This window comes from Pirellulales bacterium, from assembly GCA_035499655.1.
In the GTDB taxonomy this organism is placed as follows: Bacteria; Planctomycetota; Planctomycetia; order Pirellulales; family JADZDJ01; genus DATJYL01.
The window spans coordinates 1-25,993 of record DATJYL010000099.1; the positions used below are offsets into that span (position 1 = coordinate 1).

A 25,993-nucleotide genomic window follows, 5' to 3' on the forward strand; every position below is an offset into this window, starting at 1 on the left:
GGCCTGTGAACAGCGGCGGCATGTAAAGCCCGTTGTAGCGATAGCGATCGAAGGGAACATAGTTTCCTTGCATCGCTCTGTCCATCATGTCCCATAACTGCCAAATGTTGCTGCCGGCGCGGAGCCAGGCGACAGAAATCAGCAGCATCGGCGCGCCCAGCACGATCAGCCACGGCAGTTGTCGGGTGAACCAGACATACCGCGGCGGCACATTATGTTCGACAAAAAAGCGGAACTGCCGCCGCGATTGATCGGAGAGGAACACGCAGCAGCCCATCAGCGCGGCGAAGAGGGCCATCGGCACGCAGAGATCGCTCTCGGGTCCCAGAAACCTGTCATTCACGAGCAATCTCCAAAACGCTTCGCCGAACCGTCCTAAGCTCATAAGCGACATCAAGATGAACAAGCCACCCACGATCAGCATCAGACTCCATGATTGCCGCCAATGTTGCCACAGGAGGCGACCGAGCATGGCTGGGCGGTCGCGCTTGGCGAGGAGGGAGGGGAGCAGGGTGGCGTTGGAGTTTTCGGCGGTGGGAATATCGGAGGCAGTGCGCCCCTCACCCCGGCCCTCTCCCCGGAGGAGAGGGAGAACGGCACCCTCACCCTGCCCTCTACCAGTGAGAGAGGGAAAGGCACCCTCACCCCGGCCCTCTCCCGTCGAGGGAGAGGGAGAAACGTCCTCTCCCAAGGGGAGAGGGAGAGCGTTGCGCTTGGATGATTTGCGCAGCGTTAAATCGCCGTGGAGCCAGCGGAGGCCGAGGACGACATCGACGGCCAGGATCGCAACAGCCAAGAGGGTTCGCCACGGGGCGGCGCGCACGTAGGCTGCAAATTCAACACCACTGGGAGATTCTCTGAAATACCAAGCCAGCAGATGCGTTTCGGTCGAAGCCGCCGTGATGGCCAAAATGACGGCCAGCAAAGGCCGCGCTGTCAGCAGCGAAAACAACGTGCCCCAGGCCAGCACTTCCACGGCGGCCACGCACCATAACGCCATGCTGCCGTGGATGTAAGCGGCATCGTTTGTCCCGCCGTGAACAATCAAAGCCGACAGCCACAGCACGGCGTACATGGCCAGAGTGGCCAGCAAGGGAACCGTTAATTTGCTGACAAGCACCTGCACCGCGCGGACGGGGCAGGCCCGGAGAAAATCGAACGTGCCTTCTTCCTGCTCGCCGGCAAAGGCAACTCCCGCGCATCCGGCGGCAAACAAGGCAGGAAAGCACAGGGCCAAATTGAATTCCGATCCGCCGAGCCAGTTTGGCGAGAGGGTCGCTGTAATCCACTGGAGGAACACCACCAGTGCAACCACGGTCAGCCAGAAAAGCCGGATGCTGCGATATTCTTTCCAGCACAAGTGCAGATAGGGGGTGGCGTTCATGGGAGGGCGTGGGTGTGTGGCGGAGGATTGGTTAAGGACGCGACCCCCGGGCAGAGCCCGGGGCTAATTCGGTTACGGAAATGAGCGGTTCTGCGGGAACGGGTTCTGACTGCGTCTGGCCTGTCTGCAAATAAGCGACGAACATTTCTTCCAGGCTGGGGGTGCGGATGCGGAGTTCTTCCACGCCGGGTTGCTCGCCCAGGGCCGTGAGTTCGGCTTCGCCCAGGCCGCGCACCAAAACTTGCCACTGATGCCGGTGCAAACGCTGGCTGAGAATTTGGCCGCCGAGCTGGGGAAGCTTGTTTACACTGTCGGCCAGCGTCAGGCTGAGCTCGCGGATTTGGTCTTTCAGCGCGTCCAGCTGCTCGACCAGCAGCAGCTTGCCGGAGCGGATGATGGCGACGACATCGGCCACGCGCTCCACTTCGCCAATTTGATGGCTCGACAGGAGCACGGTACGGCCGGCGGCGGCGATATCGACCATCCCTTCCAGAAATTCGCGGCGGACCAGCGTGTCGAGGCCGGAAGTCGGTTCATCGAGAATCAGCAGTTCCGGCTCATGGGCCAGCGCGAGTGAGAGCGAAACTTTCGCCCGCATGCCTTTGGAGAGATGCTTGATTTTGCGATTGAGCGGGAGCTTGTAGCCGGCGGCGAGTTTGAGATAGCGCTGATAAAAACCGCTGGGATAAAAGCCGGACGTGAACCAGCCGATTTCGCTGACCTTCATCCATTCGTACAGCGTGGGGCGTTCCGGCACGTAACCGACCAGGCTGCGCACGGCCTGCCCTTGCTTGGTGCTGTCGTGGCCGAGCACGGTGGCGGCGCCTTCGTCGGGCGCGGTAAGCCCCAGCAGAATGCGGATGGCCGTGGTTTTTCCGGCGCCGTTTTCGCCGAGCAGCGCGCAGACCGTGCCGGGCTGCACATCGAGCGAGACCCGATCGAGCGCGGTTTGGGTGCCGTAGCGTTTGGTGATGCCGGCGAGGGTGATGACGGGGGGCATGTGTGGCGCTCCACCCCCGGGCAGAGCCCGGGGCTAAGGGCAATCAATCGAAGTTGGAAAGTTCCTTCTCGACGAGTTCGCGGAGGTCTTTGGAATTCAGTTTACTTTGCTTCGCTTCGGCCAGCACTTGGCGGAGGCGGGTGCGGATGAGTTTCAATCGTTCGTTGCGGCAGCGCTCGCCGGCGCCGGTGGCCACTTCCAGCCCGGTGCCGCGGACCGATTGCAGCACATCATCTTCCTGCAACTGGCGATACGCCCGGGCGATGGTGTTGGGATTGATTGCCAGCTCACGGGCCAATTCTCGCACCGACGGGATCAACTCGCCCGATTTGAGCGCACCGCTAGCCACGGCGAATTTCAATTGTCGGACGATTTGATCGTAAATGGCCAGGCCGTTATGCGGGTCGATGTGGAAGAACATGGGGAGTTGGCAGCGATTAGCAATTAGCAGCTAGCGATTAGCCGGAAGTAGGGCCAATGTTTACAAAACACCCGGCCTTGTGTACTACCGTGATAGTACAGTATTGCGATGGGGCATGGCGGTGTCAAGTGAATTTTTTCGGAATGGGCAAGGACCGCGGGGGGAAAGCAGAAAGCAGAAGGAGGAAAAGCAGAAGGCAGAAAGCAGAAGGAAAAGGCAGTGGGAAAGGATCAGAATGGCGATTGCGCGAGGTGGCGGCGGTTTATTGAGACGGTTCTGGGGTCGGCTTGAGCTGCTGAGAAAAGAAATCGACGATGAGCCGCTGATTTTCCGGGCTGTGGAACTGCGGGGCTTCGTGATCGGCGCCGGGGAGGGTTTTGAAGGTTTCCTGGACGCCGGCGTCGATGAGCGCCTTGGCCAGAATGACGCTTTGCGCGTGCGGAACGATGCGGTCGGCATCACCGTGCATGATTAAAAACGGCGGGTCGCTGGGGCTGATGTAGGTGATCGGATTGGCGGTTCGGGCCAGTTCGGCTTTATCCTCAATTGGACCGCCCAGCAAACGCGCTTCGGGAGAGTTCGGGCCGTCGTGCTTGAGCAGCGCTTTGGGGCTCGACTGGTGCACGATCTGACTGATGTCGGTTGGTCCAAACCAGTCGAGCACGGCCTGGACGCGGCTGGAAACGCCCGAGTTGCCGAGATCGCCCTCCAGCTCCTGCACATCGCCGCTGGCGCCGAGCATGGCAGCGAGATGCCCGCCGGCGGAATCTCCGCCGACGCCGAAATGATCGGGGTCGAGATGGTATTTGGCGGCGTTGGCGCGCAAGAAACGAACGGCGGCCTTGCAATCGAAGATTTGCGCGGGCCAGACGGCATCTTGCGAAAAGCGATAGTCGATACTGGCCAGCGCGAAGCCGTTATGCGTCAAATACATGACGGGTGGGTGAGCGCGGCTGCCCGCCAGCCACGCTCCGCCGTGAATCCAAATGACCAGCGGCCAGGGTTTTTGGGCGGATTCATCGGGAACATACAAATCCAACACTTGCCGCTGGTGGCCGTTTTCGACATAGGGAATGTTCAACTCCGATTTGACGCCGGCGGCCGGTTCGGCCGCAAATGCCACACTGGCTAGCAACAGGCAGGTGAAAGTGAATATGGCGCTTGTTGCTTTGCGCGGCGAGAAACATATGCAAAGTGGAATCATGGGAGAGTGATTTGCGATAAAACCCGCTGGCCTCTGTCGGGCGATTCCGGTGCCCCGCGCCAGCCCAAGGTGGGGCCGCGCACAGCGGGTATCAATGCCGAGTCCAGCCGACCGGCTGCAAGTGAGAAAAAACACGGCCTGCAGGAATACTGGAATTACCTCGGTCCCGGCATTCCCCTTTTGGCTCGACGAAGTCTACTTTAACGATGAGCCGCGTCAGATGCAAATTTTTGGTTGGGGAAAAGTTTTGGCAAAATCACAGGATTGATCGAGGGGCAACGGGGTTAGTGATCAGCGGAGCCGATGTTTTTATGCGCCTCTTCCCCCCCAGCGGATGAGTTTTTGCTTCCATCTTCCCAAGAAATTACTTCCTGGCGACGACGCGATGGAAGTGGAGGCGGACTTCGCGGGTGACAACGCGGCGGACGCCTTCCACCAGGCAGTGGGGCTCGTTATCTTCCTGGCCGCGGCGAGTGATTTCGTCCAGCTTCATGCCCGGCGGCACGGTGAATGTGGATTGATAAATAATTTGATTGCCGGCATCCAACTCCGGCACAATGAAATGGCAGGTGGCGCCGTAGGTGAGCATGCGGAAGGAGTAGGCGTCGCGGTAAGGCTGCATACCGGGAAAGCTGGGCAACAGACCGTGATGCAGGTTGACGATGCGGCCGCCAGCGTATTTCCAACAAGCGGCCGGCGAGAGAATGCGCATGTAACGGGCGAGGATGACGTAATCGACCTCGTACTGGTCGCACAGGGCGATGAGGCGGTCGTCGTCGGGATTTCCGTCTTTGTCGCCAATGCTGTGCCAATCGATGCCGAACTGCTCGGCCACGCTGCGGCAGGTGGGGCGATTGCCGATCATGACGGCGGCTTCGGCCGGGACTCGGCCATCGCGGATGGCGCGCAACAAAGCCAGCGCGGGCTCTGGCCGATAGGTGGTGCAGAGGGCCAAGCGCGGCTTGTTGGGACGCACTTCCGGCGACCAGACGCGGATGGAAAGACCGCTGGTGCGGCTGATGTTTTCCATGGCGGGACGCAAGCCGGCGAAATGCTCCGACGCCAATTCGATGCGGCAAAGCATAGCGAACAGGGCGGCCTCGTCGTGATCGTACATCTGGATTTCGGCGATGTTGGCCCCTTGCCCCGTCACGTGATGAATGATGGGGTCGGCCAGGCCGCGATGATCGGGACCGACGGCGGTGATGGTGACTTGCATGGGGAAGCGATTAGCAGTTAGCAATTAGCGGGAGCGGCAAAGGTTGGCGAAGCGGTCGAAAACGGTGCGGCCCAGGGCTTGCATTGGCGGAAGTTTCTCGGGAGTTTGGCGGCGGATCGCGGCGGGGTCGATGTAATTTAACTCGGCCAGCTCACCGCAGTTGCCGGTTTCGCACAGCCAATCGTTGATGATCGCGTCGGTCACTTCCATGTGAAATTGTAGCCCATAAGCGGCGCGGCCGAAGCGAAAAGCCTGGTTCTCACACTGCGGGCTGCGAGCCAATTGTGCGGCGCAGGCGGGGAGATTGAAGGTATCGCCATGCCATTGAAAGACGGTGAGCTGAGGGTTTAGGGTTCGGGGTTCGGGGGTTGCGATATCTGCACCCTCACCCCGGCCCACTCCCAAAGGGCGAGGGGGAATAAGATCGTGAAACAGCGGATCGGTAGCGGCCGAAGGGAGCAATTCGATCTCGTACCAGCCGATTTCTTTGATGCCGTTGGCACGGACCTGGGCACCCAGCGATTTGGCCAACAACTGCGAACCGAGGCAGACGCCGAGCACAGGCAAATCGGCATCCACAGCTTCGCGCAGCCAACGCACTTCTTCGCCAAGGAACGGGAAGCGATCGGTCTGGTCGGCGTTCATTGGGCCGCCCATGACAATGAGGCCGGATAGTTCACGCGGCTTAAAAGAGGGCAGCGTGCCGGCGAAAGCGTCGATGGTGACAAAGGGCACTTCGCAGCGGCGCAGCGAATCGGCAATGATGCCGAGCCCTTCGTGCGGAACGTGCCTGACGACCCAGACTGGTTTCATAAACAGCTCCAAATTGTTGATCCGCACCTGAGATTAGCTTATCGATTTGTCGCGGCCGCATAAATGGCCGCGGAGGCTTGGCGAACGGGCCGACGGATCAAACTGGTAAACGAGCGACAGCTTTGCTAATCTTACGCCCATGATTACACCACGCACGCTTAAAGGTTTTCGCGATTACTTGCCGGAGCAAATGATTCCGCGCGAACGGCTGATTGCCACGGCGCAGCGGGTGTATCGCTCGTACGGATTCAGCCCGATCGACACGCCGGCCTTGGAATACCTGGAAATTTTGGCGGGCAAAGGGGGCGAGGAAAGCGACAAGCAGATGTACCGCTTCACCGACCACGGGGGGCGGGAGGTAGGGATGCGGTTTGACCTGACGGTGCCGCTGGCCCGATTTGCTGCGCAACATTTCGCCGAACTGGGGACGCCGTTCAAGCGGTATCACATTGCCTCGGTGTGGCGCGGCGAGAACACGCAGCGGGGGCGGTATCGCGAGTTCATGCAGTGCGATTTTGACACCATCGGCACGCTGTCGCCGGTGGCCGACATTGAAACGGCGCTGGTGATTTACGATTTGCTGCGGGCGATCGGCTTCGAAGAATTCACCATTCACGTGAACAACCGGATGGTGCTGAACGGATTGCTCGCAAAGCTAGGATTGGCGGAGAAATCGAAGGCGGTGCTCATTGCCTTGGATAAGGTTCATAAAGCCGGCCCAGAAAAGGTGGCCCAGGAAATGGCGTCCACGGCGGGAGCGACGCAGGAACAGGCCGATCAACTGTTGGGATTGGCGCAGATTCGGGGGAGCAGCGAAGAGGTGTTGAGGAAGTTGAAAGCGTTGGTGTCGGGCAATGAATTGGGGGAAGCGGGCGTGAACCGATTGGGGGAAATTGCTGCGGCGGTGAAAGCGGCCGGAGTGCCGGAGGCGCGGCTGGTGATCGACGCGGTGATTGCCCGGGGACTGGATTACTACACCGGCACGATTTACGAAACGTTTTTGGACGCGCTGCCCGACTTGGGGAGCATTTGCTCAGGGGGACGGTACGACAATTTGGCGGCGCTGTACACGAATCAGCAGTTGCCGGGCATTGGGGCCTCGCTGGGATTGGATCGGCTGTTGGCCGGCATGGTAGAATTAGGGATGCTGCCGAAAGTCTCGACACCGGCGGAGATTTTCATTCCGTATTTTGACGAGCAGCGGCTGCACGATTATTTGCGGCTGGCGGCGCAGCTGCGCGCCGCCGGATTTGGGGTGGAAGTTTTTCCAGAAGCGAAAAAGTTGGGCCAGCAGCTCAAATACGCGGACCGGCGCGGGTTCCGCGTGGCGCTGGTGGCGGGTGAAAACGAGTTTGCGGCGGGGAATATCCAGGTCAAGAATTTGGCAACAACTACCAGCCAAACGGCACCGCTTTCGGCCGATGCCATGGAGCTGATCGAAGCGATTAAACGGCTATTGGCAACGGGCAGCCGCTATTGAACTGCCGAGACGCGGAGCGGCGGGGAGGAAATGACAAACCGTTTGAAGGCCAGCCAAATAGGTATTAGGATGAGCGGTGTGGACACTTCCCGCGTTTTGTCGAATCAGGAGATTTTGCCATGCCCAAGTTTATGAGCAGTCATACATTGCCGCCCGGCGCGATGAAGCGCGAGCAAGTTAACGGACTGGCCGAGGCCGCCAGAAACGACCCGGTGATTAAGCCGTATCGCAGCTTTTGCAATTTGAGCGAGGGGAAGATTTTCTGCGTGATGGAAGCCCCGGATAAAAAATCGCTGGCGGCCTGGTTCGAGAAGATGAAAGTGCCGTGCGACGGCATTACGCCCGTCGAATTGGAAGGGGAACGGGGCGCGGTGAAGGATGCGTGAGCGGGAATTCACCACGGAGGCACGGAGACACTGAGCAGCAGCTGAGCGGCGGCAAAACGATGCAGATTAGAATCGAAGATTTGCGCGGGCCGGAAATTGCTGAGCTGCTGGCCGAGCATTTGCGGGAATTTGCCTCGGTTTCGCCGCCGGAAAGCCGGCATGCGCTGAATTTGGATGGGCTGAAGCAGCCCGACGTCACGTTTTGGAGCGTGTGGGATGGCCAGCGGTTGGCCGGCTGCGGCGCGCTGAAAGCGCTGGATGCCGGGCATGGTGAAATTAAATCGATGCGGACCGCGAGGGCATTTTTGCGGCGGGGCGTGGCTTCGCAAATTCTCGCGCACATCATCGCCGAAGCCCGGCGGCGCGGCTATCGGCGTCTGAGCCTGGAAACCGGCGCGATGGATTACTTTCAGCCGGCTCATGCGCTGTATGCCAAATTCGGCTTCCGGCCCTGCGGGCCGTTTGGGAATTACAAGGAAGACCCCAACAGCCGGTTCATGACCATGGAGTTGTGAGCGGTGCGCCGGTTTTCGGCAGGGATTTTACCACGGTGGCACGGAGGGCACAGAGCAGCGTGAATTCATAGAGCCGCGACCGTGAGGAAGCGGGAATTTGCGGCCCAACGGGCCGACCTAAGTTAGCCCAGGGTGCAGCCCTGGGTTGGCGAGCGGAATAGACGGGTGAGCCCCAACGGGGCGGACTTGCTGGCGCGTGGCATCATGGTTGGAGATATAGCGTCGCCCCGTTGGGGCTTTGTGGTGTTTGCGGTTGCCATGAACCCAGGCCGTTGGCCTGGGCTGTCATAGGTTGCCCCCTTGGGGCACAAACTTGGCGATCTCTGCGCCTCTGCGCGAGAAATTCAGACGCAAAGTGCAAGCTGTTGGCGAACGCCGCACTGCTGGACAAGCCAGCAGTGGCACCCGAGCGATTTCAGACGGAAAGTGCAAGGCAGATGTGACCCGATATCCATAGTCGCGGAGCGACGGCGGTTTGTAGCCGGGGGCGTTAGCCCCCGGAATCGAAGGCCCCAATAATTTTTGCAGCCCTGAAAGGGCGGTGTTATTTCACAGGCAAAACGTCGCCCCGTTGGGGCTTTGTGGTGTTTGCGGTTGCCGTGAAACCAGGCCGTCGGCCTGGGCTGACATCGGTTGCCCAGTGGGGCATCAGCAGAAAATGAATTGAGTTAAAAATCAGCGCGGCGATACATAAGAAACTTTATAGAGTTTTGCGACTTCTTGTGCAGCATACGCCATAGCATCCTTGGGTATGGTGGCTAAGAAGTGTACACCTACTTTGTCGAACAACATCGTACCCGCCGGACTGTTCAATTGAAGCTTATCTACGCTGGGATTAAGCGGCTTAACCGGTAAATTGCCAACTTCAGCAAGCCAGCGGACAACACGGCAGCTCAATAAATATGCCTTACGGCCTTTTCCACCTGATACAGGTTTTCCTGCGTGCGCGGCTAAATGGCGCAATTTGCGCAGTTCGCATACTTCTTCGTAATCATTTTGCTGCTCATCCGATAAACTTCGGCCGCAGGCTGCTTTGAGTCCCCAATGCAATAAGAATTTGATATCTGTCCTGTGCGTTTTTCTTAATTCCTCAGCCTGGATTTCAGCTTGGTCTCGGTCGTTTCCCAGGGACACCAAAAAGTCTGTTTGTTTCGCCTTAAAAACTAAATTGGCGAGCAATTCGATAGCACAGTAAGAGTTCCAAACGGCTTGCCGGGGCACGCCTCGAACCAAAGCCATCTGCCCTTCGGCTAAAAGTTCATTAGGTACAACGATTGAGGAGTGCTCAGGGCTGTCCAGTTCGCCGAGCTCAAAGGCAGGCGCTGAGATATCATGCATTTGTCCAATGCAAATTATTGATGCACATGGGCTCCACCCTTTTTTGTCTTCGTCGTAACCTGAAACTGCCTGATAAAAAAGCGCACATTCGGCTAACGAAACTGGATAGATCAACCACGATGCCAAATACGGTACCTGTCGTTGGCAAAGAGATAAGAATTCAGAAAGAATATCGAAGCAATCGTTAACTTTTACCCCATCGTCTTTCAATGCGTCTTTTGCAGTAATGTGCTCGGCCAATTCCTCAAATACAATCAACGATTTAGTGTCGCTTTCTGAAATACTTATTTTACCGGATCCAACAGGATCCCGCGATTTTAGCTTAGCAATCGGAAATGGTGGAGTGGCATATTTTGGGCCGAGGATAAAAGACAATTCAACATTGTTGTCTATTGTGAGTTTGTAGCTTCGTTGACCAATTGTCGTGACCCGCTCGATTGGGGATTTGCTAGGAAATGGGTAAGGCAAATGTGCATACATATACCATTTGTATCGCTTAAACGCACATTGCGTTGGATCAATTTCTGTTGGGCCAAAATTCCAAAAACGGTCGTAGTTTAGAAGTGCATCTATATTTACCTCTTCTGTTTGCTGAGCGTTGTCATCCATCAAAAATCTCCTAGGAATGGAGTCTGAATTACTACTTTCCAAAGAAAATCTTCTCCACATTTCCACGCAGCACATCGTGGCCCAGGGCGATGGCGCGTTCTTCACTCCAGCCGCGATCTTGGCAGAATTTTTCGGCGAGGATTTTGGCGAGGATGCGCTTGTACATGCGGAACTTGGGTAGGGCGAATTCGAGTTTGTACATGTCGGAGTAGTAGCCGATTTGCTTGGTGCGCGGCACGGCTTCCAGGCGGGCGGAGGCGTCGTGCTCGATGTAGGTGGGCGTGTTGCTGTACCACCAATGCCCGTTGGTGACGACGTTGGGGAAAATCCAGGCGTAGCTGGTGAGCTCCTGGTTGGTGACGCTGGCCAGCACGGAAATAGGGAACACCACTTGCGGGAAGGCGTTGAATAATTCCCGATATTGGATGAGGGATACCCGGGAGTCATAGAGATCTTGACCCTGGTAAACGCCGCCGCGGTAGACGGCCCGATTGACGCCGATCATCAGGTCGAATGGGAGGCGGTATTCGGCGCAGAATTCGGCCAGCGTCCAGAAAACGAACATCGACAAGTGGCGCGAGTGCATCACGCTGGTGGTGGCCGCGGGCTGGAGCGCGGCCTGCACGGCATGTTCGGCGGCTTCGTCTGTGGCGGTTACTTTGAGCGGCACAAAATCGGGGGGCAGCGAAATGGCGCAGGCCCGACAGCCGTGTTTGGTGAAGTGATCGAACAATTTGCCGATGGCCTGCCGCATGGTGGCGGCGTTTTTCACGGCTATGCCGGTGGCGCGTTGCAATCGCTCCTGTACGGTGGGTTTGGCGAAGTGAAACACCAGATCGTCGGTCCGCAGGCAGGGGATGAACGTGCGGGTGTCGAAGCCGGTGAGGGCATCGTCAAAATCGTTGGTGAGGAAGACCGATTCCAGCTTCGATTGCTTCATCACGCGGGCGGCGTAATCGGGCTGGCTCATTTGTTTGGCGGCGGAATCGAACAGGGCTTCCCAATTTTTCGGCGTGAGGCGGTCGTCTTTGAAGCCAAGCAGCTCCTGGGCGGTTTCGATGAACCAACTGTACTGGATGGTGTTTTCCAGCGGAGCCATGGCGGCGACCAGGCGGCCGACTTTTTCTTTCGCCCCCAGGCCGGGCTCTTCGATTTGCTCCCGCGCGAGGCCGGCGGAGTGGGCCAGCTCGGTGTAATAGTGGTAGCCGAGAATGTCGGCCAGGTTGACGCTGGCCGGCTGGTGGGCGTTGATGTGCGTGTGCGGATCGATGAGGACGATACGGTCGAGCTCGGCGAACAGGCGATTGCGGAGTTCTTGCGACATTTTTTAACCCCTCACCCCAGCCCTCTCCCACAAGGGGCGAGGGAGAGGACGGTGTGGTTGTGCAGGGCAAGCCGGGTTGCAGTGAACATCTGCGATGCGGCCCTGCAATGATTTGGCTACGACGATTGTATCGCAGACCGTAGTCAGGTGCGAGTCGCGGTTCAATCTTGCAGCACGTCGTATTGCAAGCGGAGGAATTCGCCGAGCGACCAGGCTTGAAAGGGGCAACCGCGCGGGGTGTGGGGCGGATCGGCGTCGGCGATTTCGGACAGGTGGTTGAGGCCGTAGGATTGCAGATGGGCGACAAGCGGGGGAAGAAATTGTTGGCGGGCCTGCTGCTTGGACTCCGGAGTGCCGCCGCGGACGCGGATCCAGGCTTCGACAAACGGGCCCATCAGCCAGGGCCAGACCGTGCCTTGATGGTAGGCGGCGTCGCGCTGTTCGGGCGGGCCGATACATTGCGGTGAATAACCGGGTGAGTTAGGAGCCAGCGATCGCAAACCGAGCGGGGTGAGCAAATGCGATTCGACCGCATCGACCACGTGCCGGGCGCGCTCGCCGTGCAGTAGCGAGAGGGGCAATCCGCCGACGGCGAAAATTTGGTTCGGGCGGAGCGAGGCGTCGAGTGAACCGGCGGCGTGATCGACATCGACGACGTCGTACAGACAGTTGGCGGCAGGATTCCAAAAGCGGCGTTCGAAGTTGGCCTGGGCGGTCTCGAACACGGCGGTCCAGCGGCGATCAAGGCGACCGGCAATCCACAGCGCGTTGAGCCACAGAGCTTGCACTTCGACCGGCTTGCCGATGCGCGGCGTGATGACCCGATCGCCAACTTTGGCATCCATCCACGTGAGTTGCATGCCCGGCTGGCCGGCGGCGAGCAGGCCGTCGGTATCTTGATGAATGTTGTATCGCGTGCCGGAGGAGTAACCGGCGACGATAGCGAGCACGGCCTGTTCGAGTTGGGCGCGCTGCTCGGCGGTGATGAGGGGTGCGGTTGTGGATGGGGTTTGCTGGGCGGCGGCGTTCAGTAGTTCGTGCACGGCGACGATGAACCAGAGCGAAGCGTCGACCGAGTTAAATTCGGGGGCGGCGCCGGAATCGGGAAAGCGGTTGGGGAGCATGCCTTCGCTGACGGTTGCGGACCAGGCGAGGAGGATTTGCAGGGCCACGTTGAGACGGCCCAGTGCCAGGCACAAACCGCGGAGCGAGATGAACGTGTCGCGGCCCCAATCGGTAAACCAGGGATAGCCGGCGATGATGGTGCGGCCTGTTCCGCGGCGGACGAGGAAGGCATCGGCGGAGCGATGGTGCGGAGTGGGGAATGTTGCGCGGCGCTGTTGTTCGGTGCGTGCCATTTCAGTCCACGCTCTCGAGGCGGATTTGCCATTTGCGGCGCCAGTAATGGGCGAGTCACTTCCTTGCGCGGCGAGGATAAGGACGGCGGGTTGTGAGAGATCGAACTGCAATGTGCCGGGGGAGGCGAGGTCTTCGAGATCGTCGAGGCCGCGATCTTGTTCTTCGAGGTAGAGGAAGTTGCGGTACCACTGCGGTTGGTGCGTGTACCAGCCGTTGGTGAGGACCCAGGTTTCGGGGACGCCATCGTACGGACGCCAGACGAGCCATTTATCGTGGGAACGGGGATTGAAACGAAAGGCAGGGTTTTCGTGATGCGTGGCATGGTAATCGCGGCCAGACATCAACGGACGCACGGTCAGGGTGGCGTGGGCATGACCGTTGAACGTCCAGCGCAAGCAGCAGGCGGACATGCCGTTGGGCACGAACAGTTCTTGCGTGAGCGAGGTGCCGTCGGGGAAACAGAAGGTCCAGCGCGGCCAGGGATCGAGTTGAAAGCGAGAGAGGAGCGAAGCGTCGCTAGGATAAACGACATTGGGCGGATAGCGCTGCGTGGAGATGGGGAAACGGCCGGTAGGGGTTTCAATCCAACCGTCGAAACCGTTGACGAGCACCATGCGGCCGGTCGGCGGATTCGTTGCGGTCAGCAGCAGGGCATGATACCGCCGAGTGCGCTCACCGCTGGTCGTGCCGCTGGCGAATCCGCCCAGGCCGTCGGGTTCTAGCCACTCGGCGTGATTATCCAGCGGCAGGGGCATGGGCGAAGCTTTTGGTGAGCGATTCATTCACCGCGGAGACGCAGAGATGCGGAGAAAACCGGCAGCAGAATTTATTAGGAAGCCAGGAAATGCAGGAATGGAATGTGAATGCAAGTGGCAGGTAATTTAACTGTTCTACGTTCCTGCTTTCATGATTTGCTGTTGAGGATTGCCGGTCTGTGTTTGGGCGGCCAGCTGATTGTTTCCGTTCTCTCCACGATTCTCAGCCGGGCCTTGGCGCGGTGTGTGCTTGGGTTGCAGCAGCTTGGCCACGAGGGCGGTCCAGCCGGTTTGATGATTGGCGCCCAGGCCGCGGCCGTTGTCGCCGTGGAAGTATTCGTGGAACCACGGGTTGGCGTTGAAGTGGGGGTCGGTCTGAATCTTTTCGTATTGGCCGAAGACGGGGCGGCGGCCATGTTCGTCGCGCAGGAAAATTTTTGTCAAGCGGCGGCTGAGTTCGTCGGCGACTTCCAGCAGCGTGAGATATTTTCCGGAGCCGGTCGGGCATTCGATTTTGAAATCGTCGCCGTAGTAATGGTGGAATTTTTGGAGCGATTCGATGATTAGATAATTCACCGGGAACCAAATGGGGCCGCGCCAGTTGGAGTTGCCGCCAAAGAGGCCGCCTTCGGACTCGCCAGGCTCGTAATCGAGGCGGTATTCTTGGCTGGCGAATTGCACGACAATGGGATGATCTTGATGCCACTTGGAGAGGGAGCGGACTCCGTAGTCGGAGAGGAATTCTGTTTCGTGCAGCATGCGGGCGAGGACGCGCTTCATGCGGTGGCCGCGCATCATGGCCAGCAGGCGGCGTTCGCCGACGCCGGGCAACTTCCATTCGGCCACCAGGCTGGCCAGATCTTTGCGATGATCGCGAAGCCAGAGCAGCCGCGACATGAATTCCGGCAGCCGCGCCATTTCCTCCGGTTCCAGCGTCTCGACGGCGAACAGCGGGATGAGGCCGATCATGGAGAACGATTTCATGCGGATGGGCGCGCCTGAGCCGATTTGGGCGATGGAGCAATACCATTCGTCTTCGTCGTCCCACATGCTGATGCCCCCTTCTTCAGCGGCGCGGCAGCCGACGTGGTTCATGGCTTCGACGATGGACAAAAAGTGCTCGAAGAATTTGCTGGCGATGCTTTCGTAAGCCGAATCGTGCAGGGCCAGCTCCAGGGCGATGCGCATGAGGTTGAGGCAGTACATGGCCATCCAGCCGGTGCTGTCGGCCTCAGCAATGCGCACGCCGGTGGGGAGCGGGGCGCTGCGATCGAAGACGGCAATGTTATCGAGCCCGAGAAAGCCGCCGTCGAACACGTTGCGGTTTTGGGCGTCTTTACGGTTGACCCACCAGGTGAAATTGATGAGCAGCTTGTGGAAGACGCGTTCCAGAAATTTCAAATCGCCTTTGTGGCCGTGGCGGCGGCGGTCGATTTGATAGACGCGCCAGGCGGCCCAGGCGTGGACCGGGGGATTCACATCGCCGAAAGCCCATTCGTAGGCGGGGAGTTGGCCGTTGGGATGCATAAACCATTCGCGGCCCAAGAGGACGAGCTGTTCCTTGGCGAATTCGGAATCGACGAGCGCCAGGCCGACGCAATGGAAGGCCAAATCCCAGGCGGCAAACCAGTTAAACTCCCATTTGTCGGGAACGGACATGACCTCGCGGCATTTTAAGTTCATCCAATTGGAGTTGCGGCCGTGACGGCGTTCGGTCGGCGGCGGGGGCTGGAGTTCATCGCCATGCAGCCAGCGGGCGACATCGTAATGATAAAACTGTTGGGTCCAGATCAGGCCGGCCAATGCCTGGCGCTGGACGGCACGGGCGTCGGCATTTTCCAGATTGTGTTGCAGGCGGGCGTAGAATTCGTCAGCGTCGGCGCGGCGGCGGACCAGCGCGGCGTCGAAATCGGCAAAGGCGGGACTGAGCGGACGTTCGACCAGCCTGGTACGGATGGTTTGCGATCCGCCGGCGGGAATGGTGAGGACGAAATGCGCGCCGGCTTTGGTGCCGGTGAGCGCCGGATTCACTGCCGCGTGGTTGCCATGAACGACATATTCGTGAAAGGCGTCCTTGAAGTAACCGGGGGCATCCATCATACCGAACAAGCGGTGGACGTTGGTGTCGTTGTCGCAGAACAACAGTTCCGGCTCGCCGTCGATGTACCAATGGTAGCGGCCCAAGGTATCGTGTTGGGCGGCGATGGTGCCCGGTTCCACGCATTCCAAGCTCGGCTTGTTGAACTCCGGCCGCCAGGACCAAATGTTGCGAAACCAGAGCTGCGGAATTACGTGCAGCCGGGCCTGGTCCGGCCCGCGGTTGATGACGGTGATTTGCATCAGCACGTCGTGCGGATCGACCTTGGCGTATTCCAGGAAAATGTCGAAGTAGCGATTGTCGTCGAACACGCCGGTGTCGATGAGCTCGAATTCGTGGTCGCGCTTGGTGCGGCGACGGTTTTCCGCAACGAGTTGGTCGTAGGGATAGGCCCGCTGCGGATACTTGTAGAGCATTTTCAAGTAGGAGTGGGTCGGCACAGCGTCGAGATACCAGTAGCACTCCTTCACATCCTCGCCGTGGTTGCCTTCGCTGTTGGTGAGGCCGAAGAGGCGCTCCTTGAGGATGGGGTCTTGCTCGTTCCAGAGAGCCAGCGAAAGAATTAGTTGGCCATGATCGTCACAGAAGCCGGCCAGGCCATCTTCGCCCCAGCGGTAAGCACGGCTGCGGGCGTGATCGTGCGGGAAGTAATCCCAGGCGGTGCCGCCGGGGCTGTAATCTTCGCGGACGCAACCCCATTGCCGCTCGCTGACGTAGGCGCCCCATTGCCGCCAGGGTTGTTGGCCACGGTTGGCTTCGTCGAGGCGGAGTTGTTCGGCGGTGCGAGTTTTCGAGTTGTGATTGTGATTCATGAAGTGGGCAGGGCGCGGGGTTCAGGAGGCGGCGGCGCGGTGACGGCGGGGCTGGAGCCGGCGGCTCCAAAATTCTACCCCATCGGTAGAACCGGCGAAAACGGTCTGAATTGAGGGGCAGTGGCCGCCCGATTTGCCAGTCGGTACCTCCGGCATTACCGTCACGATTGATCCGAGCCAATGGCTATTGTATGGTGACGAATGAACTTGCGTTTTACAGTTTCTGGGGAATTTGCATATGGCTACCCATGGGAAATGGGCCCTGTTGATTGCCGTGCCGGCTTTATTTTTGTGCATGCAAGGCGGGCAGGCTGAGCAGCCGGTAAGCGCCATCGGAAATAATGCGCCGGCCAAGAAAAAAATTCTGTTCATTGCCGGCAAGCCAAGTCATCCATACGCCCAGCACGAATTCAATGCCGGCTGTACGCTTTTGGCCCAATGTTTGAACGACAGCGAGCTGCCGGTGGAAGCCAGTGTTGTGAAAAACGGCTGGCCGAGCGATCCGGCCGTGTTCGACGGGGTGGACGCGGTCGTGATGTATTGCGACGGCGGCGACAAACACATGGTGATGCATCATTTGGACGAACTTGACGCCCTGGCGAAAAAAGGGGTTGGCATTGGCGCCTTTCACTACGGGGTGGAAGTTCCAGCCGGCCAGGCGGGAAATTATTTTTTGGATTGGATGGGCGGTTTTTTTGAAACAAACTGGTCGGTGAATCCCGTTTGGATGGCGGATTTCAAACAGTTTCCCGAGCATCCAGTGACGCGGGGCGTAAAGCCATTTGCGATTACCGACGAATGGTATTTTCACATGCGGTTTCCGGACAACAGCAGCCGCGTGACGCCGATTCTTACGGCCGTGCCACCGGCCAGCACGATGTCGCGCCCGGATGGACCACATGAAGGAAATCCTCCGGTTCGGGCCGAAGTGGCCCAAGGCGTGCCGCAAACGATGGCGTGGGTGGTGGAGCGGCCGGACGGTGGCCGAGGATTTGGATTCACCGGAGGGCATTACCATTGGAATTGGGGGAACGATAATTTCCGCAAGCTGGCGCTGAACATGATCTGCTGGAGCGCCAAGGTGGATGTGCCTGCCGGAGGGGTGGCTTCGAAAACGCCGACCGTGGACGAGTTAATGGCCAATTTGGATCCTAAGCCCGTGGATTCGAAGTTCGACAAAGAGCATTTTCAAAAAATGCTTGACCAGTGGCGCGACGAAGACAAATAATGGCGCGCGCACAAATAGCGGAAGTCTGCGGGCGGGCTTGGCGGATTGGCTGAAGGTCCCATTTTGAGGTCATGGGTCAGATTGAAATGTAGAGGTCCCGGCGCGCCGGGGTCGCTACATCCGTAATCGATCAAACTGACCCACTACCCGTTTTGATGTTGGTTTTTTGAGTAAAGTGTGTTCTATTTGGCATGGGAGTTGATGTAACGGAATGAGTGAGTCGTCTTTTCTTGACATCTACAAAGGAGTTCCGTCATGCCCGAAGAAACACGCCGCCGGCCATTAAAGAAATTGGTCAAACGGATTCAAAAGGGTCGCGTCAATCTGATTGAACGGCGCATTAACCGGCTGACCAAGCGCAAGGCGCGGGTTCAGAAACGCTCCGAGCGCTAGGTTTGGAGCGACCGTCGAGCAAGGCGTCGCAAAAGAGTTGTGAGGCAGGTCCTGACTTGCTAAGTCGGGCGACGTGAATGTTTGCGCATGGGGCGCTAAGTTGCCGGGAGAATTGGCATGGCGGTTGTGCGCGGTGCAAGGTTATAATAGTGGTTTGGCGACAGCGGATCACTGCTCATCGAGCTTGCCGATGGCCGATCAATATTATCATTATCACATTCCCGGTTCACGGGACGCAGTTGATTTCTCGCCATCGGACAGTATCGCAGCGGCGTCGCTCGATATTTCATTCTCCTTGCCGCTGACGCACCGGGTGCGGTTTACGCAGGACGTGTTTGGCGCCGATGCCGAGGTGTTGATTGATTTGTTGGAAGCGGAAGGCGCCCCTGACCTCGCCACGGCGCGTCTCCTGCGGAGCCCCGGCCCTCTCCCGCAGGGTGAGAGGGAGAAGAATCCACTGCGGGTGCAGTTTTGGCTCGATGCACATGTGGCCGAAGCCCAGCCCGATTTGACGCAGCGGATTCATGCGTTGGCGCGGAAATTTCGCACGCGGATGGAATTGGCCGGCAATGCGCAAATCGTGCCTGGCGGCGAGGAGGTGAAGAACGACATCCACATTTTGGAGCGGATGCTGAAGGTGTTTCACGCCCATGATTTGGACCGCCGCAGTTACGTGGCGGTGATTGGGGGTGGGGCAGTGCTCGATGCGGTGGGATTTGCCGCATCGATCGCCCATCGCGGATTGCGGCTGGTGCGCTTGCCCACCACGACGCTAGCCCAGGCTGACAGCGGCATCGGCGTGAAGAACGCGGTGAATGCATTTCAAAAGAAAAATTGGATCGGCACGTTTGCGGTTCCGTGGGGCGTGGTGAACGACGCCACGCTGCTGGCAACACTGCCGGAGCGCGATTTTCTGTGCGGGTTTGTCGAAGCGGTGAAAGTTTCGCTACTGAAAGACGCGGCGTTTTTTGAAGAGTTGTGCCGGCAGGCGGCGGGATTCCGGCGGCGCGAGCCGAAAGTGTTTTTGCCGGTGCTACGGCGCTCGGCCCAGTTGCACTTGCAGCACATTACGCAGGGGGGCGATCCGTTCGAGGCGCTGGAAGCGCGGCCGCTGGATTTTGGTCACTGGAGTGCCCACAAGTTGGAAGTGCTTTCGAACTTTGAGTTGCGGCATGGCGAGGCGGTGGCGATTGGCGTGGCCATCGACACGGTGTATTCTTCGCTGGCGGTAGGCTTGGCACCGGAAAAAGCGCGGCAGATTTTACAGTGCTTGACCGATTTAGGATTCACGCTCAACTCGCCACATTTGCGCGATGGCGCGACGCTGATGACCGGCTTAGAAGAATTCCGCCAGCATTTGGGAGGCCGATTGACGTTGACGATGCTGGCCGACATTGGCCGGACGGTGGACGTGCATGAAGTGAACCCGCTGCTGATGCTGCGGGCGATTGAAACGGTAGCAGAATTTAGAACCGCGGAGACGCAGAGACGCTGAGCAGGCAGAAGACAGTTTATAAGGAATTCAGGAAGCCAAGAAAGGATTGTCTTGGATCATCAAATTCCTGCCTTCCTTATAAAACCTTCCCTCTGCGTCTCTGCGTCTCTGCGGTTATCAAACCGGTGTCGCGGACAGCTTGGCGTGGGCGGCGAGGATTAAATTCTCGGTTTCTTCCCAGCCGATGCAGGGGTCGGTGATTGAGACGCCGTAATGCAGTTGCCGCAAGTCCGCCGGCATTGTTTGGCTCCCTTCGGTCAGATTGCTTTCCAGCATGACGCCGGCGATCGACGAGTTGCCCGAGAGGAATTGCTCGACCACACTGTTCCAGACCACGCATTGGCGGCGGAAATCTTTGTTGCTGTTGGCATGGCTGCAATCGACGATCAGCCGCGAGGGCAGGTTGTGGCGCGTGAGTTCGTCGGCGGCTGCTTTGATGCTGTCGGGTGAGTAATTCGGGCCGGAGCGGCCGCCGCGGAGGATGAGACATTCCCAGGGATTGCCCTGCGAATGGACCACGCAGGTGCGGCCCTGGCCGTCGATGCCCAGGAAAGCGTGGGGCGTGCGGGCGGCCATCATGGCGTCGAGCGCCACTTGCAGGCTGCCATCGGTGCCGTTTTTGTAACCGACGGGCATCGACAAGCCGCTGGCCATTTGCCGATGGGTGGGGCTTTCGGTGGTGCGGGCGCCGATGGAGGCCAGCGTGATGAGATCGGCAATGTATTGCGGCGTGATCGGCTCCAGCATTTCGGTGGCGGCAGGTAGGCCCATCTCGGCCACGCGCAGCAAAATCCGCCGGGCAATCCGCAGACCGCCGCTGATATCGAACGTGTCGTTCAGGTGCGGATCGTTGATGAGGCCTTTCCACCCAACCGTGGTACGCGGCTTTTCGAAATAGACGCGCATCAAAAGAAATAACCGGTCATTCACGCGGCGGGAAAGTTCAGACAGCCGCTGGGCGTAATCGAGCCCGGACTGTTCGTCGTGAATGGAACACGGGCCGACGATAACCATGAGGCGTGCATCGTCGCCGGCGAGGATTTTTTTCACCGTTTCGCGGGAATCGACGACGGTTTCGGCGGCTGCTTCGCTAAGCGGATGCTCGGTTTTCAATTCTTGCGGCGAGATGAGCGGCTCAATTCGGCCGACGTTGATGTTTTCGATGGGACGCATGGGCGGAGGCGGCAATGGTCGGTTGTCTGTGGTCAGAAACGGAGTGGCAATCGCAGATAATAAGTCAACGGCCACATGGCAGATCGATTGTAGCAAGCCGAGGGCTGCCTTGGCAGAGAAGTTTACGACGCATCGCCGGGGAGATGGTGGCCCAGTTTGTCGCGCTTGGTGGCGATGTAGCGGGCGTTGTGCTCGTGGATGGTGGGGAGAATGGGGACTTGGTCGACCACTTGCAGGTCGAAGCCGCCGTAGATGAAGGCGTTGGTCTTTTTGGGGTTGTTGGTGAGCAGCCGTACTTTCGACAGGCCTAGGTCTTTGAGTAGTTGGATGCCGACGCCGTAATCTCGGACATCGGCTTTGTAGCCCAGCGCGAGGTTGGCTTCGACGGTGTCGAGCCCTTGATCTTGGAGTTGATAGGCTTTGATTTTTTCGACGAGACCGATGCCGCGGCCTTCTTGCGGCAAATAAACCAGCACGCCGCAGCCTTCCTGGCCGATGCGCGCCAGGGCCATGTGCAGTTGATCGCCACAATCGCAGCGGAGCGAATCGAGCACGTCGCCGGTGAAGCAGGAGGAATGCAGGCGAACCAGCGGGGCCACGGTTTTGGTGAGATCGCCCATTACTAGCACCATTGGCTGTTGCGATTCGTACTTCACACCATAAGCGATCAGCTTGAATTGGCCGTGGCGGGTGGGCAGCTCGGCCTCGGCAATGCGGTACACTAGTTTTTCGCGCTGGCGGCGGTAACGGATCAGCTCTTCGATGGTGATGATTTGCAAATCGTGCTGGGCCGCCAGTTGGAACAACTCGTCGCGGTTGGCGCGATCGCCGCGGGCGCCCAAAATTTCGCACAGCACGCCGGCGGGTTCGAGATCGGCCAAACGGGCCAAATCGACAGCGGCTTCGGTATGGCCGGCGCGGCGGAGCACGCCGCCCTCTTTGGCGATGAGCGGGAACAAGTGGCCGGGGCGAACGAAGTCGCTGGGTTTGCTGGCGGGATCGAGGATCGCTTGAATGGTCGTGGCCCGTTCCTGGGCCGTGATGCCGGTGCGGGAACTGCGATGATCGACCGGCACGGTGAAAGCTGTGCCCAGCGGGGCGGAATTCGATTCGACCATTTGCGGCAGTTCCAGCCGTTGGGCCACGTCGGGCAAAATGGGCATGCACAATTGGCCGCGGCCTTCGCGAATCATGAAGTTGACGATCTCGGGCGAGATTCTTTCCGCGGCGCAGACAAAGTCGCCTTCGTTTTCACGGTCTTCGGCGTCGACCACGATAATGACTTGCCCGCGGCGGATGGCGGCGATGGCGTCGTCGATGGTGGAGAAATGGGGGTTCATGCTCAATGCAATATGGTCGATGTCTTGTAAGCCATAGTATTATAGACGATGCGCTGGGATGCTGGCTAATGGTGCGTGCTAAACCGCAAGCGGATGGTTGAATTTTGAGTTAAAAAAGGTTTTGCAAGCTACTGAAACCCGAACCCGGAACCCTGCCAATGCTAGACCGTGAGGAATATGTCGAGCAGGTGTACCTGTTTAAGGCGCTGGGGGAGCGCTTGCGGGAGAGCATGGCCACGCAGGATTTGCTGGTGTGGATCAAGGAGGAAATTCTGACAACCACCCGGCTGCCGATGGCGATGGACTTTTTGGCGGCCGAGTTGAAATTGCAAGGCAAGTTTTCGCCGGCGATGGAAAAGCTATCGCACTATTTCCGGCCGTTTCAAACCTTCGTGGTGGCGGAGGCGGAAAAAGATCGGGGCAAGTTCGACATTGGCGTGGCGCTAAAAATTTTGCAGCACGAAGCCCAATACTTCGTCGATGGGGCCACGCCGCAGGGGATTTTTCTGTATCAGTTCGAATGCCTGTGCCGCAACCGACTGGGGTACGATCGCGGGCTGGAAGCCATCGCCGGCGACCCGATTTTTGACGAAGCGTGGCGGGAGTGGATTTTGACCGTCCGGCGGCAGGTGGGGCTGATCGACATTGCCGACCTGATTTACGTCCGCAGCGAGCAATATCCGATCGATTGCCGCCGGCATGGGCACGAAGAGGCAATCGGCGACAAGCCGATGTTGTTCGGTCAGAAAGAAGGACGGATTGCCCTGGCGAATCGGAAGAAAGATCCGCTGCTCTTGTTTGCGGCCCTGCATCGACAGTTGGGTTACCCGGCGGTTCCCCGGCAGACACCGGTAGACCTGACGCCGGAAATTTTGCCGGCTTTGATTCGCCGGCTGGACCGGTTGGAACTGCGTCTGAAATTGGCCGAGGAGGAACAACGGGGGGGAATCGATCTCACGCGGTTTTATCAACCGCCAACCGCGGAAGAAAAGGAAGAAAACTAGGCGTTAATTTGCCATAAAGCGCAAGGGATTAAGCTCGTTAATTGGCTGTAAAATAACGCTTTGGGGCGATTTTCGCCGCGCGATCGCTTGAGAAATTTGCGCTTTAGAAACTGGCAAATTTCGTGCCTGCAGCGTAAGAAAAGCGTACAATGGAGTGTCGTTTGTAGCGTGAAAAAAGTTACAAAACCGGATAGGCATTTTCAACTTACCCAGCGGCATGGTAGATTTGGTGCAGCGTTAGAGCATGCCCGGGGAACACGCAGTCGGTTGGCCAGAGCGATTGAGCGGATAATGCCCAAGCCCGCCAGAATTATCCCATCGCTTCGGTCGGTCATCCCACCGCCAACCGCAAATCGAGGGTCATGGTAGATACGACAGGTTCGCGGTGTACGGCGAGTCGTCAAGGCTCTGCCGTTTCTCGCCTGGAAAAAGCGCCCCACGTGGCGGTGCCGCAGCCGGTATGTCGCCAGAGTAGGGTATTCCTTTTCCCTATTGCCGACGGAGGCCCAGTCAAGTTGCCACACCTAGCCAGATACTCATGATTGGAAGCAGATTCTATGTCCACCACCGTTGATCCGCCGATTCCGCTGACGTTACCTCCCAAATCGCGCAAGCCGGCCGAAACGCTGGAAGCGGCGACGGTCCGGTTTTGCGGCGACTCGGGCGACGGCATGCAGTTGGCCGGATTGCAGTTGACGAACACTTCGGCCCTGCTGGGGAACGACGTGGCCACGTTTCCCGACTTTCCGGCGGAAATTCGGGCTCCACGGGGCACCAAAGCCGGGGTGAGCGGCTTCCAGATTCATTTTGCCAATCACGAGATATTCACGCCCGGCGATCAGGTGGATGCTTTAGTGGCGATGAATCCGGCGGCGCTGACGACCAATTTGTGCGACCTGGTGCGGGGCGGAATTTTGATCGTCAATAAAGATTCGTTCGAAACCAAGGGATTGCAGCAGGCCGGTTACGAGCGCGATCCTTTGACCGATGGCAGTCTGCAAAGTTACCGGTTGTTTCCGGTCGAAATGACCAAGCTCACCAAGGCAGCGGTCGAAGAGTTGGGCCTCAGCCAGAAAGAAGCCGACCGCTGCAAAAACTTTTTCGCGATGGGGATGGCGTTTTGGCTGTACGACCGGCCGTTGGATCCCACGCTGCGGTACATCGACGATAAATTCGGAAAAATGCCCGACATCGCCGAAGCCAACCGCCGGGCTTTGATGGCCGGCTACAATTACGGCGAAACGACCGAAGCGTTCACCGGGCATTATTCGGTTCCCAAGGCGAAGTTGGCGGCGGGGAAATATCGGAGCATTACGGGGAACCAAGCGCTGGCCTGGGGATTGATGACGGCGGCCCAGCGCAGCGGCTGCGAATTATTTTTGGGTTCCTACCCGATTACGCCGGCCAGCGACATTCTGCACGAGCTGACGCGCTACAAAAACTTCGGGGTGCGGACGTTTCAGGCGGAAGACGAAATTGCGGCGATGACCTCGGCGATTGGCGCGGCTTTCGGCGGGGCGATGGCGGTTACCACTTCCAGCGGACCGGGCATCGCGCTGAAGCAGGAAGCCATCGGCCTGGCCGTGATGACCGAGTTGCCGGTGCTGATTATTAACGTGCAGCGCGGCGGGCCTAGCACCGGGCTGCCTACGAAAACCGAACAAGCCGATTTGTTGCAAGCCATTTGCGGTCGCAACGGCGAGTGCCCCGTGCCGGTGTTGGCGGCGAAAAGCCCGGGCGATTGCTTCGAGATTGCCCAGGAAGCGTGGCAAATTGCGGTGCGCTACATGACGCCGGTGTTTGTGCTGAGCGACGGTTACCTGGCGAACGGCTCGGAACCGTGGCGGATACCAGACACGACCAAGCTGACGCCGATTGAAGTGCCGCATCCGGGCCCTTCGGTAAGCGGTCAACCGTTTATGCCGTATGCCCGCAACGAGCGGCTGGCGCGACCGTGGGCGCTGCCAGGCACGCCGGGGCTAATGCACCGCGTGGGCGGGCTGGAAAAGCAAGACATTACGGGCAACGTGAATTACGAGCCGGAAAATCATCAGCACATGGTGAACATTCGGGCGGCAAAAGTGGCCGGCATTGTGCGCGACATTCCGCCGCTGGAAGTGCAAGGTCCGCAAACGGGCAAATTGTTGGTGTTGAGTTGGGGTGGCACATACGGCTCCTGTGCCACGGCGGTGCGAAACGTGCAGGCCAAAGGCGGTTCCGTCGCCCATGCTCACCTGCGGCATTTGAATCCGTTCCCCGGAAACCTGGGAGACGTGCTCAAGCGATACGAAAAAGTGCTGATTCCGGAGTTGAATTTGGGCCAACTGCGGCTGCTTATCCGCGGCCAGTTTTTGGTCGACGCGGTGGGTTACAACAAAGTGCAAGGCAAACCGTTTACGGTTTCGGAATTGACGCACAAGATTGAAACGATGATTAAATGAGAAGGTTTTGAATTGCGGGTGAGGCGTGCGACCCGATCGGCTCGCGTGCTAAACCGCAAGCGGATTGATGAATTTCACAAATAAATTGGCGATTGACTAACTGACTACCAACCACTGACCACTGCCATGTCTACCGCTTCATTGCCCGTGCTAACGCCGCAGGATTTTACCAGTGACCAGGACGTTCGCTGGTGTCCCGGCT

At 58.6% G+C, this 25,993-nt stretch carries 20 protein-coding genes; 8 read left to right on the top strand and 12 right to left on the bottom strand.

Annotated features, from left to right (window positions below):
• From VMJ32_07125 to VMJ32_07150, 6 genes are all read right to left on the bottom strand, one after another.
• Positions 1–1,384: ABC transporter permease (locus tag VMJ32_07125; GenBank protein ID HTQ38782.1), on the bottom strand; the 1,384-nt coding region annotated here is incomplete at its 3' end.
• Between the two features lie 31 nt (positions 1,385–1,415).
• Positions 1,416–2,384 carry an ABC transporter ATP-binding protein gene (locus VMJ32_07130; GenBank protein ID HTQ38783.1) on the bottom strand — a complete coding sequence of 323 codons (969 nt, stop codon included), beginning with the start codon at positions 2,382–2,384 and terminating at the stop codon, positions 1,416–1,418.
• A gap of 43 nt (positions 2,385–2,427) precedes the next feature.
• On the bottom strand, positions 2,428–2,805 hold the full coding sequence (locus tag VMJ32_07135; protein ID HTQ38784.1) for a GntR family transcriptional regulator: 378 nt from the start codon (positions 2,803–2,805) through the stop codon (positions 2,428–2,430).
• A 262-nt stretch (positions 2,806–3,067) separates the two neighbouring features.
• Positions 3,068–4,009 (bottom strand): alpha/beta hydrolase, encoded by a 942-nt coding sequence (locus VMJ32_07140; GenBank protein ID HTQ38785.1) that lies wholly within the window; start codon positions 4,007–4,009, stop codon positions 3,068–3,070.
• 364 nt (positions 4,010–4,373) lie between these two features.
• A complete protein-coding gene (locus tag VMJ32_07145; GenBank protein ID HTQ38786.1) occupies positions 4,374–5,228 on the bottom strand; it encodes a formyltransferase family protein in 855 nt (284 codons plus the stop codon).
• A gap of 24 nt (positions 5,229–5,252) precedes the next feature.
• A complete protein-coding gene (locus tag VMJ32_07150; GenBank protein HTQ38787.1) occupies positions 5,253–6,041 on the bottom strand; it encodes a hypothetical protein in 789 nt (262 codons plus the stop codon).
• 139 nt (positions 6,042–6,180) lie between these two features.
• Between VMJ32_07150 and hisS the strand changes: the two genes are divergently transcribed.
• The 3 genes from hisS to VMJ32_07165 all read left to right on the top strand — a co-directional run bounded on the left by hisS (position 6,181) and on the right by VMJ32_07165 (position 8,422).
• On the top strand, positions 6,181–7,521 hold the full coding sequence (hisS, locus tag VMJ32_07155) for a histidine--tRNA ligase (GenBank protein ID HTQ38788.1): 1,341 nt from the start codon (positions 6,181–6,183) through the stop codon (positions 7,519–7,521).
• A gap of 119 nt (positions 7,522–7,640) precedes the next feature.
• A complete protein-coding gene (locus tag VMJ32_07160; GenBank protein HTQ38789.1) occupies positions 7,641–7,907 on the top strand; it encodes a nickel-binding protein in 267 nt (88 codons plus the stop codon).
• Between the two features lie 59 nt (positions 7,908–7,966).
• Positions 7,967–8,422: a GNAT family N-acetyltransferase gene (locus tag VMJ32_07165; GenBank protein HTQ38790.1), complete on the top strand. Its 456-nt coding sequence runs from the start codon at positions 7,967–7,969 to the stop codon at positions 8,420–8,422.
• Between the two features lie 675 nt (positions 8,423–9,097).
• On the opposite strand, the gene VMJ32_07170 is transcribed toward VMJ32_07165, so the two are convergent.
• From VMJ32_07170 to VMJ32_07185, 4 genes are all read right to left on the bottom strand, one after another.
• Complete coding sequence (locus tag VMJ32_07170; GenBank protein ID HTQ38791.1) at positions 9,098–10,369, bottom strand: hypothetical protein; 1,272 nt, start codon at positions 10,367–10,369, stop codon at positions 9,098–9,100.
• A gap of 31 nt (positions 10,370–10,400) precedes the next feature.
• A complete protein-coding gene (locus VMJ32_07175; protein HTQ38792.1) occupies positions 10,401–11,693 on the bottom strand; it encodes a glucuronate isomerase in 1,293 nt (430 codons plus the stop codon).
• Between the two features lie 161 nt (positions 11,694–11,854).
• Positions 11,855–13,807: an amylo-alpha-1,6-glucosidase gene (locus tag VMJ32_07180; protein ID HTQ38793.1), complete on the bottom strand. Its 1,953-nt coding sequence runs from the start codon at positions 13,805–13,807 to the stop codon at positions 11,855–11,857.
• A 135-nt stretch (positions 13,808–13,942) separates the two neighbouring features.
• Positions 13,943–16,717 carry a glucosidase gene (locus VMJ32_07185; protein HTQ38794.1) on the bottom strand — a complete coding sequence of 925 codons (2,775 nt, stop codon included), beginning with the start codon at positions 16,715–16,717 and terminating at the stop codon, positions 13,943–13,945.
• Between the two features lie 238 nt (positions 16,718–16,955).
• Between VMJ32_07185 and VMJ32_07190 the strand changes: the two genes are divergently transcribed.
• The 3 genes from VMJ32_07190 (at position 16,956) to VMJ32_07200 (ending at position 19,833) form a co-directional block, all read left to right on the top strand.
• Positions 16,956–17,945: a ThuA domain-containing protein gene (locus VMJ32_07190; GenBank protein ID HTQ38795.1), complete on the top strand. Its 990-nt coding sequence runs from the start codon at positions 16,956–16,958 to the stop codon at positions 17,943–17,945.
• 255 nt (positions 17,946–18,200) lie between these two features.
• A complete protein-coding gene (locus tag VMJ32_07195; GenBank protein HTQ38796.1) occupies positions 18,201–18,338 on the top strand; it encodes a hypothetical protein in 138 nt (45 codons plus the stop codon).
• A 190-nt stretch (positions 18,339–18,528) separates the two neighbouring features.
• Positions 18,529–19,833, top strand: coding sequence for a 3-dehydroquinate synthase (locus tag VMJ32_07200; protein ID HTQ38797.1), 1,305 nt, complete (start codon positions 18,529–18,531; stop codon positions 19,831–19,833).
• 117 nt (positions 19,834–19,950) lie between these two features.
• Here VMJ32_07200 and VMJ32_07205 read toward each other — a convergent pair whose 3' ends face one another.
• Both VMJ32_07205 and ribB read right to left on the bottom strand, forming a co-directional pair.
• Positions 19,951–21,006, bottom strand: a complete 1,056-nt coding sequence (locus VMJ32_07205; GenBank protein ID HTQ38798.1) for a 3-deoxy-7-phosphoheptulonate synthase — start codon at positions 21,004–21,006, stop codon at positions 19,951–19,953.
• 122 nt (positions 21,007–21,128) lie between these two features.
• Positions 21,129–22,346, bottom strand: a complete 1,218-nt coding sequence (gene ribB, locus VMJ32_07210; GenBank protein ID HTQ38799.1) for a 3,4-dihydroxy-2-butanone-4-phosphate synthase — start codon at positions 22,344–22,346, stop codon at positions 21,129–21,131.
• A 158-nt stretch (positions 22,347–22,504) separates the two neighbouring features.
• Here ribB and VMJ32_07215 point away from each other — a divergent pair, with 158 nt between their 5' ends.
• Positions 22,505–23,350, top strand: coding sequence for a hypothetical protein (locus VMJ32_07215; GenBank protein ID HTQ38800.1), 846 nt, complete (start codon positions 22,505–22,507; stop codon positions 23,348–23,350).
• A 557-nt stretch (positions 23,351–23,907) separates the two neighbouring features.
• On the top strand, positions 23,908–25,791 hold the full coding sequence (locus VMJ32_07220) for a 2-oxoacid:acceptor oxidoreductase subunit alpha (protein HTQ38801.1): 1,884 nt from the start codon (positions 23,908–23,910) through the stop codon (positions 25,789–25,791).
• The last annotated feature ends 202 nt before the right edge of the window (positions 25,792–25,993 follow it).

What these genes read in the sequence shown, in the direction of transcription:
- VMJ32_07175 (HTQ38792.1), bottom strand. Translation starts at nt 11,693, where the DNA reads ATGTCGCAAGAACTCCGCAATCGCCTGTTCGCCGAGCTCGACCGTATC.
- VMJ32_07180 (HTQ38793.1), bottom strand. Translation starts at nt 13,807, where the DNA reads ATGCCCCTGCCGCTGGATAATCACGCCGAGTGGCTAGAACCCGACGGC.
- VMJ32_07140 (HTQ38785.1), bottom strand. Translation starts at nt 4,009, where the DNA reads ATGATTCCACTTTGCATATGTTTCTCGCCGCGCAAAGCAACAAGCGCC.
- ribB (HTQ38799.1), bottom strand. Translation starts at nt 22,346, where the DNA reads ATGAACCCCCATTTCTCCACCATCGACGACGCCATCGCCGCCATCCGC.
- VMJ32_07130 (HTQ38783.1), bottom strand. Translation starts at nt 2,384, where the DNA reads ATGCCCCCCGTCATCACCCTCGCCGGCATCACCAAACGCTACGGCACC.
- VMJ32_07215 (HTQ38800.1), top strand. Translation starts at nt 22,505, where the DNA reads ATGCTAGACCGTGAGGAATATGTCGAGCAGGTGTACCTGTTTAAGGCG.
- VMJ32_07205 (HTQ38798.1), bottom strand. Translation starts at nt 21,006, where the DNA reads ATGCGTCCCATCGAAAACATCAACGTCGGCCGAATTGAGCCGCTCATC.
- hisS (HTQ38788.1), top strand. Translation starts at nt 6,181, where the DNA reads ATGATTACACCACGCACGCTTAAAGGTTTTCGCGATTACTTGCCGGAG.
- VMJ32_07160 (HTQ38789.1), top strand. Translation starts at nt 7,641, where the DNA reads ATGCCCAAGTTTATGAGCAGTCATACATTGCCGCCCGGCGCGATGAAG.
- VMJ32_07200 (HTQ38797.1), top strand. Translation starts at nt 18,529, where the DNA reads ATGGCCGATCAATATTATCATTATCACATTCCCGGTTCACGGGACGCA.
- VMJ32_07195 (HTQ38796.1), top strand. Translation starts at nt 18,201, where the DNA reads ATGCCCGAAGAAACACGCCGCCGGCCATTAAAGAAATTGGTCAAACGG.
- VMJ32_07165 (HTQ38790.1), top strand. Translation starts at nt 7,967, where the DNA reads ATGCAGATTAGAATCGAAGATTTGCGCGGGCCGGAAATTGCTGAGCTG.
- VMJ32_07135 (HTQ38784.1), bottom strand. Translation starts at nt 2,805, where the DNA reads ATGTTCTTCCACATCGACCCGCATAACGGCCTGGCCATTTACGATCAA.
- VMJ32_07190 (HTQ38795.1), top strand. Translation starts at nt 16,956, where the DNA reads ATGGCTACCCATGGGAAATGGGCCCTGTTGATTGCCGTGCCGGCTTTA.
- VMJ32_07220 (HTQ38801.1), top strand. Translation starts at nt 23,908, where the DNA reads ATGTCCACCACCGTTGATCCGCCGATTCCGCTGACGTTACCTCCCAAA.
- VMJ32_07185 (HTQ38794.1), bottom strand. Translation starts at nt 16,717, where the DNA reads ATGAATCACAATCACAACTCGAAAACTCGCACCGCCGAACAACTCCGC.
- VMJ32_07170 (HTQ38791.1), bottom strand. Translation starts at nt 10,369, where the DNA reads ATGGATGACAACGCTCAGCAAACAGAAGAGGTAAATATAGATGCACTT.
- VMJ32_07150 (HTQ38787.1), bottom strand. Translation starts at nt 6,041, where the DNA reads ATGAAACCAGTCTGGGTCGTCAGGCACGTTCCGCACGAAGGGCTCGGC.
- VMJ32_07145 (HTQ38786.1), bottom strand. Translation starts at nt 5,228, where the DNA reads ATGCAAGTCACCATCACCGCCGTCGGTCCCGATCATCGCGGCCTGGCC.